Source organism: Streptomyces sp. NPDC050528 (assembly GCF_044457795.1).
Taxonomy (GTDB): Bacteria; Actinomycetota; Actinomycetes; order Streptomycetales; family Streptomycetaceae; genus Streptomyces.
On sequence record NZ_JBITHH010000005.1, the window covers coordinates 172,237 to 185,967 of the forward strand.

The window sequence follows — 13,731 nt, forward strand, 5'->3', positions numbered from 1 at the left end:
GATGCGCCGGTTTTCGGTGCGCCCTGTTCCCAGGGCGACGGCGTTCGTGAGGCGAGCGGGCGTCAGCGCTTGAACGCGTCCTTCGCCTTCTCCTTGGCCTGCCGAGCGTCACCCTTGGACTTCTCGGCCTGGCCCTTGGCCTTCATGGTCTCGTTCCCCACGGCCCGGCCCACGGTCTCCTTGGCCTTCCCCTTGGCCTGTTCCTTCTTGGCCTTGGCCTTCTCGTCCTTCGCCACGGTTCATCAACTCCCGGTCGGATCGGTACTCGGAACTCTGTACTCGGCGCCACGACCCGGGTAGCCGCGACGGCAGGGCGCAAACACCGATCAGACGTCGGGCTCCAGGAACTCCAGCCGGTTCCCCACCGGATCCTCGGAGTAGAAGCGCCGGTGCCCAGGCAGGTCGTAGTCCCAAGTGACGGACGCGCCAAGGGACTTGAGCCGGGCCGCGTACGCCTCGATGCCGGTCACGCGGAGCCCGGGGTGGGCCTTCTTCGCGGGCCGGAAATCGGCCTCCACGCCCAGGTGGAGCTGGACCTCCCCCGCCCCGAACCAGCACCCGCCCCGCGCGGCCAGCACAGCCGGCTTCGGGATCTCGGTCATCCCGAGGACGTCGACGTAGTACGCCCGCAGCGCGTCCTCCGCCCCCGCCGGCGCCGCCAACTGCACGTGGTCCACCGCCGCGAGCACCGCTCACACCTCCTTGCGGGCCACCGCGAACAGCCGCCGGAACGGGAGCACCGTGCCGTAGGCCTGCGTCGGGTACGCCTCGCGGAGGAGGTCGCGGTACTCCGTCACGAACGCGTCCCGCGCCTCCGGGTCGTCCGCCAGGGCCGTGAGAGCCGGGCGCAGGCCCGTGCCCTTGACCCAGTCGAGGACCGGGTCCTCGCCAGGGAGGACGTGCTGGTACGTCGTCTGCCAGACGTCCGGGGCGCAGCCCAGGCGGGCGAGGCGGTCGAGGTAGACGCCGGGGGTGTGGACCGAGTCCTCACGGCGGAGGACCTCGCCGAGCCGTCCCTTCCAGCGCGCGCTGCCCGCCAGTTCGCGCATCAGGGCGTGCAGGGGGGCGTCGATGTTGTCCGGGATCTGGAAGGCGAAGGTGCCGCCGGGGGCCAGCGCGGCCACCCAGTCGCCGAAGCGGTCCAGGTGACCCGGCACCCATTGCAGCGCCGCGTTCGACACGATCAGGTCGTACGTCTGGGTCGGCACCCACTCCGCGGCGTCCGCGTGGGCGAAGTCGAGGCGGCCGCCGCCGGGGGTGGGGCCGGCGTAGGGCTCGGTCTTGGCGAGCATCTCGGGTGAGTTGTCGTAGCCGGTGATGTGCGCGGTGGGCCAGCGGTCGGCGAGGACCGTGGTCACGTTGCCGGGGCCGCAGCCGAGGTCGGCGATCCTGGGCGCGGCACCGGGGAGGTCGGTGACGCGGGCGAGGAGGTCGGCGAACGGGCGGGCGCGGTGGCCGGCGTGGCGCAGGTACTGAGTGGGGTCCCAAGTCGTCATGGCTCTACCTTCCCGCCCACATATCTTGATGTCAAGAGACTTTCGACCAAGAGACTCCCGCTCAAGAGGCTTGATATCAAGAGACTTCATGTCGACACAACCACTACACTGATCGTCATGGAGGACGAGGTCGATCGGCTTGTCGCAGCGTGGCGCCGGGAGCGCCCCGACCTCGACGTGGAGCCACTTGAGGTGCTCAGCCGGGTGAGCAGGCTGGCCCGGCATCTGGACCGGGCCCGGCGGCTGGCGTTCGCCGAGCACAGCCTGGAGCCCTGGGAGTTCGACGTGCTGACGGCGCTCAGGCGCGCGGGCAGCCCCTATCAGCTCTCCCCCGGCCAGCTGTTGACGCAGACCCTGGTCACGTCCGGCACGATGACGAACCGTATCGACCGGCTGGCACAGAAGGGCCTGGTCGAACGGCTCCCCGACCCCAGCGACCGCCGGGGCGTGCTGGTCCGCCTCACCGAGGAGGGCCAGGACCGCGCGGACCAGGCCCTGGCCGGCCTGCTGGCCCAGGAGCGCGCGATCCTCGCGGAACTCTCCCGCGCCCAACGGGGCGAACTGGCAGGCCTGCTACGCCAGTTGACCGCCCCGTTCGACAACATCCCCGGCTAGGCCGACGGGGCCGACCGCCGCGACGGGGCACGGGACGCCCAGCACCTACAGAAACAGAACCAGAACCCTTCCGCGCCCAGCGGGGCGAACCGGCAGGCCTGCTACGCCAGTTGACCGCCCCGCTCGACAACATCCCCGGCCAGGTCCACCGGACCAACCCCCGCACGCCTCGCCAGCGCCACCGCCGCGAGGGTCGAGTGGACGCCCAGCTTGCCGAGCACGTTTTGCATATGCGTCCGGACCGTGTGCGGGGAGAGGAACAGTCGCTCGGCGACCGCCTTGCGCCCCAAGCCGGCCACCATGCAGCGCAGTACTTCCCGTTCCCGGGGAGTCAGCGACTCCACCAGGCGCTCGCTCTCGGTGCGGTGTTTGCGTGCGGCCGTCAACTCCCGTAGGACGCCGGTCAGTAGGGCGGGTGGCAGGTGCGTCTCGTCGCGGAGCACCCCTCGGATGACGGTTAAAAGCCTGGACAGCGAGCAGTCCTTGGCGACCCAGCCGGATGCCCCGGCCTGCAGGGCCAGCGCGGCCCGGCGCGAATCGTCCTTCTCCGCCAGCACGACCATCCGCACGCTCGGCTGGGCCGAACGGACCCCGGCGACCAGGGAGATCCCGTCCACCAGCCCGTCCTCGTTGCCCGCCTGAACAGGGACGGCGGGCCGTACGCCGGGCACATTGCCGCCCAGGTCGGCGTCCACCAGCAGGACGTCGAATCTGCGGCCCTCGGCGTTCGCGCGCTCCATGCAGCGCAGCGCGGCGGGACCACTGCCGGCCGCGGACACGTCGACATCGGGCTCGGCCGCCAGTGCCGCGGCGAGCGATTCGGCGAAGATGCGATGGTCGTCGACGACCAGGACTCGGATGCGAACCACGAAACCCCCTTCCCCAGGCTCCTGGTGGAGCAGGGGATACCTCATCGTCGGGAGACGAAGCGATGATTGCGGGTACGACGCCCGGGAGCGGCCCGCGCCGCACGGCCGCCGCCGTGCAGTCACTGCTACCCCCACATCGGGCGTCGTACCCGACTTGTCTCGCCCCCTGATCAGCACCGGCCCCCACCGGTGCTGTTCACAGCGTACGGCCGGGGCGCGGCAGCGGAACCCAATTTGCAGAACTGACTGTCCGGCGCGTTTATGGTGAGCCGCATGTTTCGTATTGAGACGGAAGTCGACAGAGAGCGACGCGATCTGCTCCGCGCCCGGCTGCTCGAAACCAACACCGCCGCGTCCCCGGTGCTGCGCGCGCTGCGCGGGACCCCTCGCGAACGTGAAGTTCCGCTCCACGTCTGGGCGTTGGACGCCGAGGGCGGGCTGGCGGGCGGGGCGGTCTGCCACACCTGGGCGGACTGGCTGCATGTGACGTACCTGTGGATCGACGGCCGCCACCGCGGCGCCGGGCTCGGCTCCCGGCTGCTCGACGAGGCGGAGCGCGTCGCCCGCGAGGAGCGCGGCTGCGGGGCGGCCCGCCTGGAGACCTGGGACTTTCAGGCGCCGGGGTTCTACAAGAAGCGCGGATACGACGTGGTGTGCGTGATCCCGGACTACCCGCCGGGGGTGACCGAGTACACCCTTACCAAAAACTTGAGGTGAACGAGGCGCTCAGCCCAGTCTCATACTCTCCCCTTACCGTGCCCGCCATGAGCATGCTGCGGAAGCTGAACTCCAAGCTGGCCGAGACCACCGGCTACCAGATACGCCGGGTGCCCCCGCCGCCCGGGGCGACGACCGCGGGCTCGCTCGGGGCGGTTCCCGCACCGCGCGGTTCCCGTCCCGCACGGCCCGAACCGATCGCCGCGGCCGTGCCGACGGTGGATCCGGCGGTCGACCGGTTGCTGGAGCGACCGGTGTTCATCTTGACCTCGGTGCGGTCCGGATCGACGCTGCTGCGCATGATGCTGGGGGCGCACTCCCGACTGCACGCGGCGCACGAACTCCATCTCACCGGTATCGAGGTCTACTTCAAGTCGGGCACCCCCACGGAACGGTCCCTGCGGACCCTGGGTCTGGGCCACGAGCAGCTGGAGGCCCTGCTCTGGGACCGTGCCCTGCACCGTGAACTGGTCAAGTCCGGCAAGCAGTTCATCGTGGAGAAGACCCCCGGCAACGCCTTCCAGTGGCAGCGCATCGCCGAGACCTGGCCCGACGCCCGCTTCGTCTTCCTGCGCAGACACCCGGGCGCGGTGGCCCGCTCCTGGCACGAGGCGGTACCGGACCGCACCCGCGAGGAGGCAGCCGAACGCGTCCTCAAATACATGGAGTCCATGGAGGAGGCCCAGGCCGAACTCGGCGGCCACACCCTCCGCTACGAGGACCTCACGACCGACCCGGCCGCCGAACTCCGCTCCATCTGCGCCTACTTGGACCTCCCCTACGAACCCGGCATGACCGACTACGGCAGCAGCCTGGAGGGCGCCGTCCTCGGCGGCGGCTTCGGCGACTGGAACGACAAGATCCGCTCCGGCCAGGTCCAACCGGACCGCCCGGCACCGACGTTGGAGGAGATCCCGGAGGTGCTGCGGGCGATGTGCCGGGCGTGGGGATATCTCTGAACCACCCGGCGGCGCGGGGCTGTGTCATGCACGGCTCCACCGCGCGGGCGCGACCAGCCCCCCACAAACCCGCAGACCAAGAACGACCCGATCGCCCGCAGGCCGCGCCTCACCCGGAAGACACCACTCGGCTCGGGTGTGCGGCCGAGACGGTCACGGAGCTCGGCCCAGCCGACCACGTGACCCCTCCCCCGCCGCACACCCGGATGTCACACGCTCCCGACCACCCGCAGGCCGCGCCCCAGGCTCACTCCACCCGTCGCGCCCCCGCCGAAGGCACCGCCGGGAACACGCGCGGAGCGGTGTAACCCGCTGCCGCGAACGCCTCCTCGACCGCCTTCGTGACCGTGTCCGTGTCCGCGGCCTCGACCAATACGATCGCCGAGCCGCCGAAGCCGCCCCCCGTCATCCGCGCACCCAGCGCACCCGCGCCGACCGCGGTGTCGACCACGAGGTCCAACTCCGGGCAGGAGATGCGCAGATCGTCCCGGAGGGAGATGTGGCCCTCCGTGAGGATCGGGCCGATCGCCCGTACCTCTCCCGCGTCCAGCAGGCCGATGACCTGGTCGACGCGGTGGTCGTCCGACACCACGTGGCGGACGTAGCGCTGGATCCGTTCGTCGGAGAGGCGGGCCAGGGACGCCGACAGATCCTCGTACGCCACGTCCCGCAGGAAGGGGACGCCCAGCTGGCGGGCGCCCTCCTCGCAGCCCTCGCGGCGTTCCGCGTACGCGCCGTCGCCCAGGGCGTGCTTCACGCGGCTGTCGACGACCAGGAGCGAGAGGCCCTCGGACGCCAGGTCGAACGGGATCTGACGGATCGACAGGTCGCGGCAGTCGAGGTGGAGCGCGTGGCCCTCCTCGCAGCAGGCCGAGGCCGTCTGGTCCATGATCCCGCAGGGGACGCCGACGAAGTCGTTCTCCGCGCGCTGGGAGAAACGCGCCAACTCCGGCCCGGACAAGCCCAGTTCGAAGAGGTCGTTCAGAGCCAACGCCGTGACGACCTCCAGCGCCGCCGACGACGACAGGCCCGCGCCCGTCGGGACCGTGGACGACAAGTGGATGTCCGCGCCGGTGACTTGATGGCCCGCCTCGCGCAACACCCACACCACGCCCGCCGGGTAGGCCGCCCAGCTCGTGTTCGTGCGCGGGGCCAGCTCGTCGACGTGCAGTTCTACGACCGGGCCCTCGATGTCCGCCGAGTGGAGGCGCAGGACGCCGTCCGTGCGGCGGGACACCGCCGCCACCGCCGTGTGCGGCAGGGCGAGCGGCATCACGAAGCCCTCGTTGAAGTCGGTGTACTCGCCGATCAGGTTGACCCGGCCCGGCGCGACCCAGACGCCCTCGGGAGCGGTCCCGTACAGCTCCTCGAAGCCCTCACGTACACCCACGGTCAATCCCCTAGCCCTTCGATCAGTTCGATACGTTCTGCGCGAACGCCCACGCGTCCGCGACGATGCCCGCGAGATCCGCGCGGGACGGGTTCCAGCCGAGGCGCTCCTTGGCCCGGGTCGCCGAGGCCACCAGGGTCGCCGGGTCGCCGCCGCGGCGCGGGGCCACGACCTCGGGGATCGGGTGCCCGGTGACCTGGCGGACCGTCTCGATGACCTGGCGGACGGAGAAGCCTTCGCCGTTGCCGAGGTTGCAGATCAGGTGCTCGCCCGGGGTCGCCGCCTTCAGCGCCAGCAGGTGCGCGTCCGCCAGGTCCGCCACGTGGATGTAGTCACGGACGCAGGTGCCGTCCGGCGTCGGGTAGTCGTCGCCGTAGACCGAGATCGCGTCGCGCTTGCCCTGCGCGACCTGCAAGACGAGGGGGATCAGGTGCGACTCGGGGCTGTGCCGCTCGCCGCAACTCCCGTACGCACCGGCCACGTTGAAGTAGCGGAGGGAGACCGCGCCGAGCCCGTGGGCGGCCGCCTCGCTCGTGATCATGAAGTCGACCGACAGCTTCGACGCGCCGTACGGGTTCGTCGGGGAGGTGCGGGCGGTCTCGACGATCGGGACCTCGTCGGGCTCGCCGTACGTGGCCGCCGTAGAGGAGAAGACGAGCTTGCGGACGCCGGCCTCGCGCATGGCGGCGAGGAGGGCCATCGAGCCGCCAACGTTGTTCTCCCAGTACTTCTCGGGCTTCACGACGGACTCGCCGACCTGGGAGAACGCGGCGAAGTGGAGGACCGCTTCGTAGGAGGAGTCGAGCCACTTGGCGGCGTCGCGGATGTCGCCCTCCACGAACGTGGCGCCCGCCGGGACGCCCTCGCGGAACCCCGTCGAGAGGTTGTCCAGGACGGTGACCTCGTGGCCCGCCTCCAGCAGGTGCTGGGCGACCACGCTGCCGACGTAACCCGCGCCGCCCGTGACCAGGTACTTACCGCTCATCAACTCGCTACCTCTCGCAGTCGCTGTGCCGCGAACTCCGGCGGCACGTCGTTGATGAACACGCTCATGCCGGACTCGGAACCCGCGAGGAACTTCAGCTTGCCGGACGTACGGCGAATGGTGAAAAGCTCAAGGTGGAGCGCGAAGTCGTCGCGGCTCACCCCTTCGAACTCCTCCAGCGTGCCGAACGGCGCCTGGTGCCAGGCGGAGATGTACGGCGTCGGAGGCTCGCCCTCACCGAAGATCCGGTCGAAGCGCCTCAAGAGTTCCAGATAGACCTTGGGGAACTCTGTGCGGGCCGCCTCGTCGAGACCGAGCAGATCGGGCACCCGGCGCTTGGGGTACAGGTGGACCTCGTAGGGCCAGTGCGCCGCGTACGGCACGAAGGCCGCCCAGTGTTCACCCTCAAGGACGACCCGCTCGCCGGCGAGTTCACGCTCCAGGACCGAGTCGAAGAGGTTCTCACCGCCCGTCGCCTCCTTATGAGTTGCGAGTGAGCGCAACATCAGCGCGGTGCGCGGGGTGGTGAAGGGGTAGGCGTAGATCTGGCCGTGGGGATGACCGAGCGTCACACCGATCTCCTCACCGCGGTTCTCGAAACAGAAAACCTGCTCGACGGAGGGAAGATGCGACAGCTCCGACGTCCGGTCGGTCCACGCGTCGAGGACGAGGCGCGCCTGCTCCTCGGTCAGCGAGGCGAAGGACGCGTCGTGGTCGGAGGTGAAGCAGACCACCTCGCAGCGCCCGGAGTCACCGGCCAGCGAGGGGAAACGGTTCTCGAACACCGCGACGTCGTACGACGAGTCAGGGATCTCGCTGAGCCGGTCGCCGGTCGTCGGGCAGAGCGGGCACTGGTCCGCCGGCGGGTGGTAGGTGCGGCCCTGGCGGTGGGAGGCGATCGCCACCGAGTCGCCGAGCAGCACGTCCCGCCGTACCTCCGAAGTGGTGACCGTGCGCTCCAGCGGGCGTCGGTCCACCGCGTCGCGCACGGTGTCGTCCCGCAGGTCGTAGTAGATGAGCTCACGACCGTCGGCCAACCGGGTCGAGGTCTTCTTCACGCCGGGCTCTCCATCCGTACGTACATCCACGCCGCTTTCCAGGGCTTCACACAGAACTAAACACATCAAACCACCAATCCCCCCAGTCGTCACCATCAAAATCAAACAAAGAACACCAACCAAAGACATCGAACAGACATCAACCAAGGTGAGCGCTTGATGCAGAGTCTGCAGACCCCCACCTCTCTCGCCGCGGAGCTCCGGCTCCCCACCAACGGGCTCGACTACACGATCCTGGCGATCTACTTCGTGGTCGTCCTCGGGATCGGCCTGGCCGCCCGCAGATCGGTGAAGACGAGCCTCGACTTCTTCCTCTCCGGGCGTTCCCTGCCCGCCTGGATCACCGGTCTCGCCTTCATCTCGGCGAACCTGGCCGCCACCGAGATCCTCGGCATGGCCGCCAACAGCGCGCAGTACGGCGCGTACACCGTCCACTGGTACTGGATCGGCGCCATCCCCGCCATGGTCTTCCTCGGCCTGGTGATGATGCCCTTCTACTACGGCTCGAAGGTCCGCTCGGTCCCCGAGTTCCTGCTGCTGCGCTTCGACAAGGCGGCACATCTGCTGAGTTCGATCCTGTTCGCCTTCGCCGCGATCCTGATCGCCGGCGTGAACCTGTACGCCCTCGCGATCGTCGTCGAGGCGCTGCTGGGGTGGCCGCAGTGGGTGGCGATCGTGGTCGCCGGTGCGTTCGTGCTCGCGTACATCACCCTCGGCGGGCTGTCGTCGGCGATCTACAACGAAGTGCTCCAGTTCTTCGTGATCCTGGCCGCCCTGATCCCGATCTCCTACCTCGGCCTGAAGAAGGTCGGCGGCTGGGACGGGCTGACCCACAAGCTGGACGCGACCCACGGCCACAACTTCACCACCGCGTGGGGTGGCACCGGCATCGGCAGCGTCAACCCGCTGGGCGCGAACTGGCTGACGATCGTGCTGGGGCTGGGCTTCGTGCTGTCGTTCGGCTACTGGACGACGAACTTCGCCGAGGTGCAGCGCGCCCTCTCCGCGAAGAACCTGTCCGCGGCTCAGCGCACCCCGCTCATCGCCGCGTATCCGAAGGTCTTCATCGTGTTCCTGGTGATGATCCCGGGGCTGGTCGCGGCGGCGCTCGTCCCGAAGATCGGCACGAGCGGCTCGGACCTCCAGTACAACGACGCGATTCCGTACCTGATGCAGGAGTTGCTGCCCAACGGCGTGCTGGGTATCGCGGTGACGGGGCTGCTGGCGGCGTTCATGGCGGGTATGGCGGCCAACGTGTCGTCCTTCAACACGGTGTTCACGAACGACATCTGGGCGAAGTACGTGGTGAAGGACCGCGAGGACGAGTACTACGTCCGCTTCGGCCGCCTGATCACGGTGATCGGCGTGGCGGCGTCGGTGGGCACGGCGTTCCTGGCCTCGTCGTTCTCGAACATCATGAGCTACTTGCAGACCCTGTTCTCCTTCTTCAACGTCCCGATGTTCGTCGTCTTCATCGTCGGCATGTTTTGGAAGAAGGCGACCCCGAAGTCCGGCTTCTGGGGGCTGCTCGCGGGCACGGTGACGGCGATGGTGAACTACTTCTGGATCTACAAGCAGGGGATCATCTCCATCCCCTCCGACCAGGGCGCGAACTTCGTCTCCGCGATCGCCGGGTTCGTGGCCGGCGCGGTGGTCATGTTCGCCGTCTCCCTGTTCACCCAGCCGAAGTCCGCCGACCAGCTCCAGGGCCTTGTCTACGGCACGACGTCACCCGGCATGACCGAGGCGCCGGCCGCGGGCGACGACGCGTGGTATCGCCGACCCGCGCTCCTCGGCTGGGGCGCGGTGATCCTGGCCGCCGTCTGCTACATCCCGTTCTCGTTCTAGTCACGGGAGGATTGAGGAACCATGTCTGAGAACTCCGGACGCTCCGAACACTCAGGTCGCTCCGAGCACGATGTCCAGCGCGAGGTCAGTGAGCTGGAGGGCAAGTCGACGACTGCGTCCCGGCTGTTCGATCTTCGGCTGATCATCGGTGGGTTGTTCGTCGTCTACGGCGTCATCGTCACGATCGCCGGGATCAGTCCGTCGCAGGCCACGCTGGACAAGGCCGAGGGCGTCAACATCAACCTGTGGACCGGGATCGCGATGTTGCTGCTGGGGATCTTTTTCCTGGGGTGGCTGAAGCTGCGGCCGGTGCCGCCGGTGAAGGTCGAGGTCGCGGAGGAGGAAGAGGGGGCTTAGGTCCTCTGCCGGGTGCGGGTGGGCTGTGGCTGGTCGCGCAGTTCCCCGCGCCCCTAAGGTAACGGCGCTGGCGGAGTTGGGCAGTTGACCTGCACCGGTCGCGCCCGCGCGGCGGAGCCGCACATGTCACAGCCCCGCGCCTGCCTCTGGCGGATCCCACCGAGGAGGAAGAGGGGGCTTGGGTCCTCTGCCGGGTGCGGGTGCGTTGTGGCTGGTCGCGCAGTTCCCCGCGCCCCTAAGGTAACGGCGCTGGCGGAGTTGGGCAGTTGACCTGCACCCGTCGCGCCCGCCTCTGTCTTCACCGAGTTGCCAAGCAGACCCACCCCGGTCGCGCCCGCCCGGCGGAGCCGCACATGTCACAGCCCCGCGCCCCTGGGGCAAACGCGCTGGCGGTGTTGGGGAGTTGGGCCGCACGCGGCGGAGCCGTACATCCATACAGCCCCGTCCTTCGGGTTGATCTCGGGGGCCATCAGGGGATACTTTCGATACGCAACCGTAGCGTAGCGGAAGTGGGGCGGGCACTCTTGGGTGGGGCATCTGGTGGGCCGCGTAGTGGTGGGGCGGACGTCGTGGCCGGTATGGGGCGGCCGCGGGATGCTCGGCGGGATGTGGCGATCCTGGAGGCGACGTTGTCGCTGCTGACGGAGCTCGGGTACGAGCAGTTGTCGATCGAGGCGGTCGCGGGGCGGTCGGGGGTCGCCAAGACGACGATCTACCGTCGTTATCGGGACAAGGCCGAGTTGGTTGCCGCGGCGGTGGACTACCGCTCGCATGCCACGCCGCCCTCGCCCGCCACGGTCGGCCTGCGGGAGAACCTGCTCGCGCTTGCCGGGTGGCTGGCCCGGGAGATCGCCGAGCAGGAGATCGGGCTGCTGGGGGCGCTGTTCGCGGGGATGCGTGGGGACCCGCGGCTCGCTGAGGAGATGCGGCGAATCCTGCGCCGGGACGAGGCGGCGATGACCGACGAGCCGTTCCGCAAGGCGATCGGGGACGGCGAGCGGTTGACTCCCCGGGCCGCCGAGCTCTTCGCCGAGATCGCTCCGGCGGTCATCGTGCACCGCGTGGTCGTCGCGGGCGAGCCGTGCGACGAACGCTTTGTCGAGCACCTCGTCGACGACATTCTTCTGCCGTTGCTGCTTGAGGACCGCTGACCGCTGACCACTGACCACTGACCGCATAGGCAATCCCCTAGGCAATCCCCTTCCGTGCGTACCAAGTGCGGCGGGTGTGACCAGTGAAAGGGCATTCATCATGATCGTTGTCACCGGGGCCACGGGCGCGCTGAACGGCGCCACTGTCGAGCACCTTCTCAAGCGTGTTCCCGCGGAGCGGATCGGCGTCAGCGTGCGCGACGTCGGCAAAGCGCGGCACTTAGCCGAACGCGGAGTGCGGGTGCGGCAGGGCTCCTACGCGGATCCGGTCGCCCTGCGCCACTCCTTCGAGGGTGCCGAGCAGGTCCTGCTCGTGTCCTCCAGTGACCCGCACGCCGACCATGTCGGCCTGCACCGCGTCGGCATCGAGGCTGCCGTCGCGGCGGGAGCCCAGCGCATCCTGTACACCAGCCATCAGGGTGCCGGGGCCGACAGCCCCTTCCGCCCGGCCCGCGATCACGCCGCGACCGAGGCGCTCCTCGCCGAGTCCGGTGTCGCCTGGACCTCGCTGCGCAACGGTTACTACGCCCACAGCGTGCTCTGGCTGCTCAGCCCCTGGCGGCAGACCGGCGAGATCGCGGCTCCGGCCGACGGCCCGATCTCCTGGACCGACCGCGCCGACTCCGCCGAGGCGGCAGCCGTCATCCTGGCCGGTGACCGGAAATTCGACGGGCCGGTCACCCTCACCGCGCGGCAGGCCGTGACCCTCGCCGACGTCGCCGCGATGGCCTCCGAGATCAGCGGCCGCGAGGTCAGGCGAGTCGTACTGGACGACGAGGAGTGGATCGCGGACAAGGTCGCGAAGGGCATGCCGGAGGGGATGGCACGGATGATGCTCACCCGATACCAGGCCGCCCGCCAAGGCCGCTTCGCCGGCGTCGACCCTCTCCTGGGCGAACTGCTCGGCCGCGAACCCCGCGTCGTCGCCGAGCAGTTGGAGCACGACAGCACCGGCTGACGGATCGCCGAGGCGAGGGAAAGGGGCTGGGCAGTGGCAGTGGCAGTGGCAGTGGCAGTGGCAGTGGGCCGGGAGTGATCAGCAGGCGGCCGTACGTACTCGGGGGGCTCGTCAGGACGCCGCTTCGCCGGTCAGTCTTCTGAGTGCGATGGCCTGGCTGCCGCGAACCCGGCGACGTCTGTCGCGACCGTCACGCGAGTGAGCAGGACGAACACGCTTGCCGCGGCCGGCGACACCGCGGCGAGTGCGCATGCCGCGAGGGCGTTCGCCGCGAGTACGAGTCGCAGGTTCCACGTCGAGGGACACGACGCCGGCCCACAGAACGACAGCGCCGCCGATGCCGGCGACGACGAGTGCCGGCAGCCCGACGGCACTCGCGGTGAAGGGCGCGGTCGAAGCCACCGTCAGCCCGAGGAGCAGGCAATACGGTGCGTCGGCGCGGAGACTCAACCGACCGAGCCGATTCCCGGACATGCGCGGAGGCCAACTCCCGCCCGGCGCAGCCGTACAGCCAAGTTGGCCGACGGCCCTCGCGCCCCTACAGGTCCGGCCCCGCCGAGTTGTTCACCGGCCCCGCCCGGTCCAGCAGGCCCGTCCGCGCCGCCAGGGCCGCCGCCTCCAGCCGTGAGCCCACCCCCAGCTTCATCAGGACCCGCTGTACATGCGTGCGCGCCGTCGACGGAGCGATGCCCATGCCCGCCGCGATCAGGCGGGTGTCCTCGCCGTCGGCCACCCGGACCAGGACCTCCACCTCCCTCGGCGTCAGCATCTGCAAGAGCCGTTGGCCCTCGTCGTCCGGCTGGGCCGCCGGGTTGAGCAGCTCACTGAAGGCGCCCTGCAGCAACTGCGGGGCTACGGCCGCCTCGCCCGCCCTCGCCTTCATGATCGCGCGCTCCACGCCCTCGATGCGCTCGTCGTGCCGGACGTAGCCCGAGGCTCCCGCCGCGAACGCCGCCGCGATGCCTCGCGGGCTCGGGACCGGGCCCAGGACCAGGACCGCCACCTGAGGGCGTTCTCGCTTGATCTTGACCACCGGGTCGAAGATGCCCGGTTCCGCCGGTGTCGCCGTGCCCAGGAGGCACACCTCGGGCGCGCGGGTGATCACCAGCTCCGCCGCGCCCGCCGCCGGTGCCGCCGCCGCCAGCACCCGGTGTCCCCGTAGCTTCAGTGCCGAGGCCAACGCCTCGGCGAGCAATCGGTGGTCGTCGACCACCATCAGCCGCACTCCCATCGAGCAACCCCCCAGTCCCCCCAATGGATGCCCACTATGGATGCCCACCGGTCCCCAAGGACAGAGGGCCCCCAGCACCCCCGCCCTTCATGCCCCC

Annotated in this window: 15 protein-coding genes; 7 read left to right on the forward strand and 8 right to left on the reverse strand. The window is 69.7% G+C overall.

Features of this window, described 5'->3' with window-relative positions:
- Nucleotides 1–62 precede the first annotated feature (62 nt).
- The 3 genes from ACIBK4_RS19020 to ACIBK4_RS19030 all read right to left on the reverse strand — a co-directional run bounded on the left by ACIBK4_RS19020 (nucleotide 63) and on the right by ACIBK4_RS19030 (nucleotide 1,496).
- The gene (locus tag ACIBK4_RS19020; protein ID WP_078652648.1) at nucleotides 63–236 is read right to left on the reverse strand and encodes a CsbD family protein; all 174 of its coding nucleotides are present in this window, start codon (nucleotides 234–236) and stop codon (nucleotides 63–65) included.
- 90 nt (nucleotides 237–326) lie between these two features.
- The gene (locus ACIBK4_RS19025) at nucleotides 327–689 is read right to left on the reverse strand and encodes a VOC family protein (protein ID WP_398995913.1); all 363 of its coding nucleotides are present in this window, start codon (nucleotides 687–689) and stop codon (nucleotides 327–329) included.
- A 3-nt stretch (nucleotides 690–692) separates the two neighbouring features.
- Entirely contained in the window at nucleotides 693–1,496 is an 804-nt protein-coding gene (locus tag ACIBK4_RS19030) for a trans-aconitate 2-methyltransferase (RefSeq protein WP_398995914.1), read from the reverse strand.
- Between the two features lie 117 nt (nucleotides 1,497–1,613).
- On the opposite strand from ACIBK4_RS19030, the gene ACIBK4_RS19035 reads away from it, so the two are divergent.
- Nucleotides 1,614–2,111, forward strand: a complete 498-nt coding sequence (locus ACIBK4_RS19035; RefSeq protein ID WP_019064646.1) for a MarR family winged helix-turn-helix transcriptional regulator — start codon at nucleotides 1,614–1,616, stop codon at nucleotides 2,109–2,111.
- 101 nt (nucleotides 2,112–2,212) lie between these two features.
- On the opposite strand, the gene ACIBK4_RS19040 is transcribed toward ACIBK4_RS19035, so the two are convergent.
- Entirely contained in the window at nucleotides 2,213–2,980 is a 768-nt protein-coding gene (locus tag ACIBK4_RS19040; RefSeq protein WP_398995915.1) for a LuxR C-terminal-related transcriptional regulator, read from the reverse strand.
- Between the two features lie 261 nt (nucleotides 2,981–3,241).
- Here ACIBK4_RS19040 and ACIBK4_RS19045 point away from each other — a divergent pair, with 261 nt between their 5' ends.
- Both ACIBK4_RS19045 and ACIBK4_RS19050 read left to right on the forward strand, forming a co-directional pair.
- A complete protein-coding gene (locus ACIBK4_RS19045) occupies nucleotides 3,242–3,697 on the forward strand; it encodes an N-acetyltransferase (protein WP_366434894.1) in 456 nt (151 codons plus the stop codon).
- Nucleotides 3,698–3,744: 47 nt separating this feature from the next.
- Entirely contained in the window at nucleotides 3,745–4,656 is a 912-nt protein-coding gene (locus tag ACIBK4_RS19050; protein WP_398995916.1) for a sulfotransferase family protein, read from the forward strand.
- Nucleotides 4,657–4,903: 247 nt separating this feature from the next.
- Here the strand turns inward: ACIBK4_RS19050 and galK are convergent, their stop codons facing one another.
- From galK to galT, 3 genes are read right to left on the reverse strand one after another with little or no spacing between them, the layout of a single operon-like run.
- The gene (gene galK, locus ACIBK4_RS19055; RefSeq protein ID WP_398995917.1) at nucleotides 4,904–6,046 is read right to left on the reverse strand and encodes a galactokinase; all 1,143 of its coding nucleotides are present in this window, start codon (nucleotides 6,044–6,046) and stop codon (nucleotides 4,904–4,906) included.
- A 22-nt stretch (nucleotides 6,047–6,068) separates the two neighbouring features.
- Nucleotides 6,069–7,031 carry a UDP-glucose 4-epimerase GalE gene (gene galE, locus ACIBK4_RS19060; protein WP_390166057.1) on the reverse strand — a complete coding sequence of 321 codons (963 nt, stop codon included), beginning with the start codon at nucleotides 7,029–7,031 and terminating at the stop codon, nucleotides 6,069–6,071.
- Nucleotides 7,031–8,089, reverse strand: a complete 1,059-nt coding sequence (gene galT, locus ACIBK4_RS19065; protein ID WP_398995918.1) for a galactose-1-phosphate uridylyltransferase — start codon at nucleotides 8,087–8,089, stop codon at nucleotides 7,031–7,033. Before galT ends, galE begins: the two co-directional genes overlap by 1 nt.
- Nucleotides 8,090–8,248: 159 nt before the next feature.
- Here galT and ACIBK4_RS19070 point away from each other — a divergent pair, with 159 nt between their 5' ends.
- From ACIBK4_RS19070 to ACIBK4_RS19085, 4 genes are all read left to right on the forward strand, one after another.
- Nucleotides 8,249–9,937: a sodium:solute symporter family protein gene (locus ACIBK4_RS19070; protein WP_398995919.1), complete on the forward strand. Its 1,689-nt coding sequence runs from the start codon at nucleotides 8,249–8,251 to the stop codon at nucleotides 9,935–9,937.
- Between the two features lie 21 nt (nucleotides 9,938–9,958).
- Complete coding sequence (locus tag ACIBK4_RS19075; RefSeq protein WP_398995920.1) at nucleotides 9,959–10,294, forward strand: hypothetical protein; 336 nt, start codon at nucleotides 9,959–9,961, stop codon at nucleotides 10,292–10,294.
- Between the two features lie 578 nt (nucleotides 10,295–10,872).
- Nucleotides 10,873–11,445 carry a TetR/AcrR family transcriptional regulator gene (locus tag ACIBK4_RS19080; RefSeq protein WP_398996433.1) on the forward strand — a complete coding sequence of 191 codons (573 nt, stop codon included), beginning with the start codon at nucleotides 10,873–10,875 and terminating at the stop codon, nucleotides 11,443–11,445.
- Nucleotides 11,446–11,545: 100 nt separating this feature from the next.
- The gene (locus tag ACIBK4_RS19085; RefSeq protein ID WP_398995921.1) at nucleotides 11,546–12,403 is read left to right on the forward strand and encodes an SDR family oxidoreductase; all 858 of its coding nucleotides are present in this window, start codon (nucleotides 11,546–11,548) and stop codon (nucleotides 12,401–12,403) included.
- A 538-nt stretch (nucleotides 12,404–12,941) separates the two neighbouring features.
- Here ACIBK4_RS19085 and ACIBK4_RS19090 read toward each other — a convergent pair.
- Entirely contained in the window at nucleotides 12,942–13,634 is a 693-nt protein-coding gene (locus tag ACIBK4_RS19090; RefSeq protein ID WP_398995922.1) for a LuxR C-terminal-related transcriptional regulator, read from the reverse strand.
- Nucleotides 13,635–13,731: the final 97 nt, after the last annotated feature.

Coding starts and splice junctions, on each gene's coding strand:
- ACIBK4_RS19030 (WP_398995914.1), bottom strand. CDS start 1,496: ATGACGACTTGGGACCCCACTCAGTACCTGCGCCACGCCGGCCACCGC.
- ACIBK4_RS19035 (WP_019064646.1), top strand. CDS start 1,614: ATGGAGGACGAGGTCGATCGGCTTGTCGCAGCGTGGCGCCGGGAGCGC.
- ACIBK4_RS19045 (WP_366434894.1), top strand. CDS start 3,242: ATGGTGAGCCGCATGTTTCGTATTGAGACGGAAGTCGACAGAGAGCGA.
- ACIBK4_RS19050 (WP_398995916.1), top strand. CDS start 3,745: ATGAGCATGCTGCGGAAGCTGAACTCCAAGCTGGCCGAGACCACCGGC.
- galE (WP_390166057.1), bottom strand. CDS start 7,031: ATGAGCGGTAAGTACCTGGTCACGGGCGGCGCGGGTTACGTCGGCAGC.
- ACIBK4_RS19070 (WP_398995919.1), top strand. CDS start 8,249: ATGCAGAGTCTGCAGACCCCCACCTCTCTCGCCGCGGAGCTCCGGCTC.
- ACIBK4_RS19075 (WP_398995920.1), top strand. CDS start 9,959: ATGTCTGAGAACTCCGGACGCTCCGAACACTCAGGTCGCTCCGAGCAC.
- ACIBK4_RS19080 (WP_398996433.1), top strand. CDS start 10,873: ATGGGGCGGCCGCGGGATGCTCGGCGGGATGTGGCGATCCTGGAGGCG.
- ACIBK4_RS19085 (WP_398995921.1), top strand. CDS start 11,546: ATGATCGTTGTCACCGGGGCCACGGGCGCGCTGAACGGCGCCACTGTC.
- ACIBK4_RS19090 (WP_398995922.1), bottom strand. CDS start 13,634: ATGGGAGTGCGGCTGATGGTGGTCGACGACCACCGATTGCTCGCCGAG.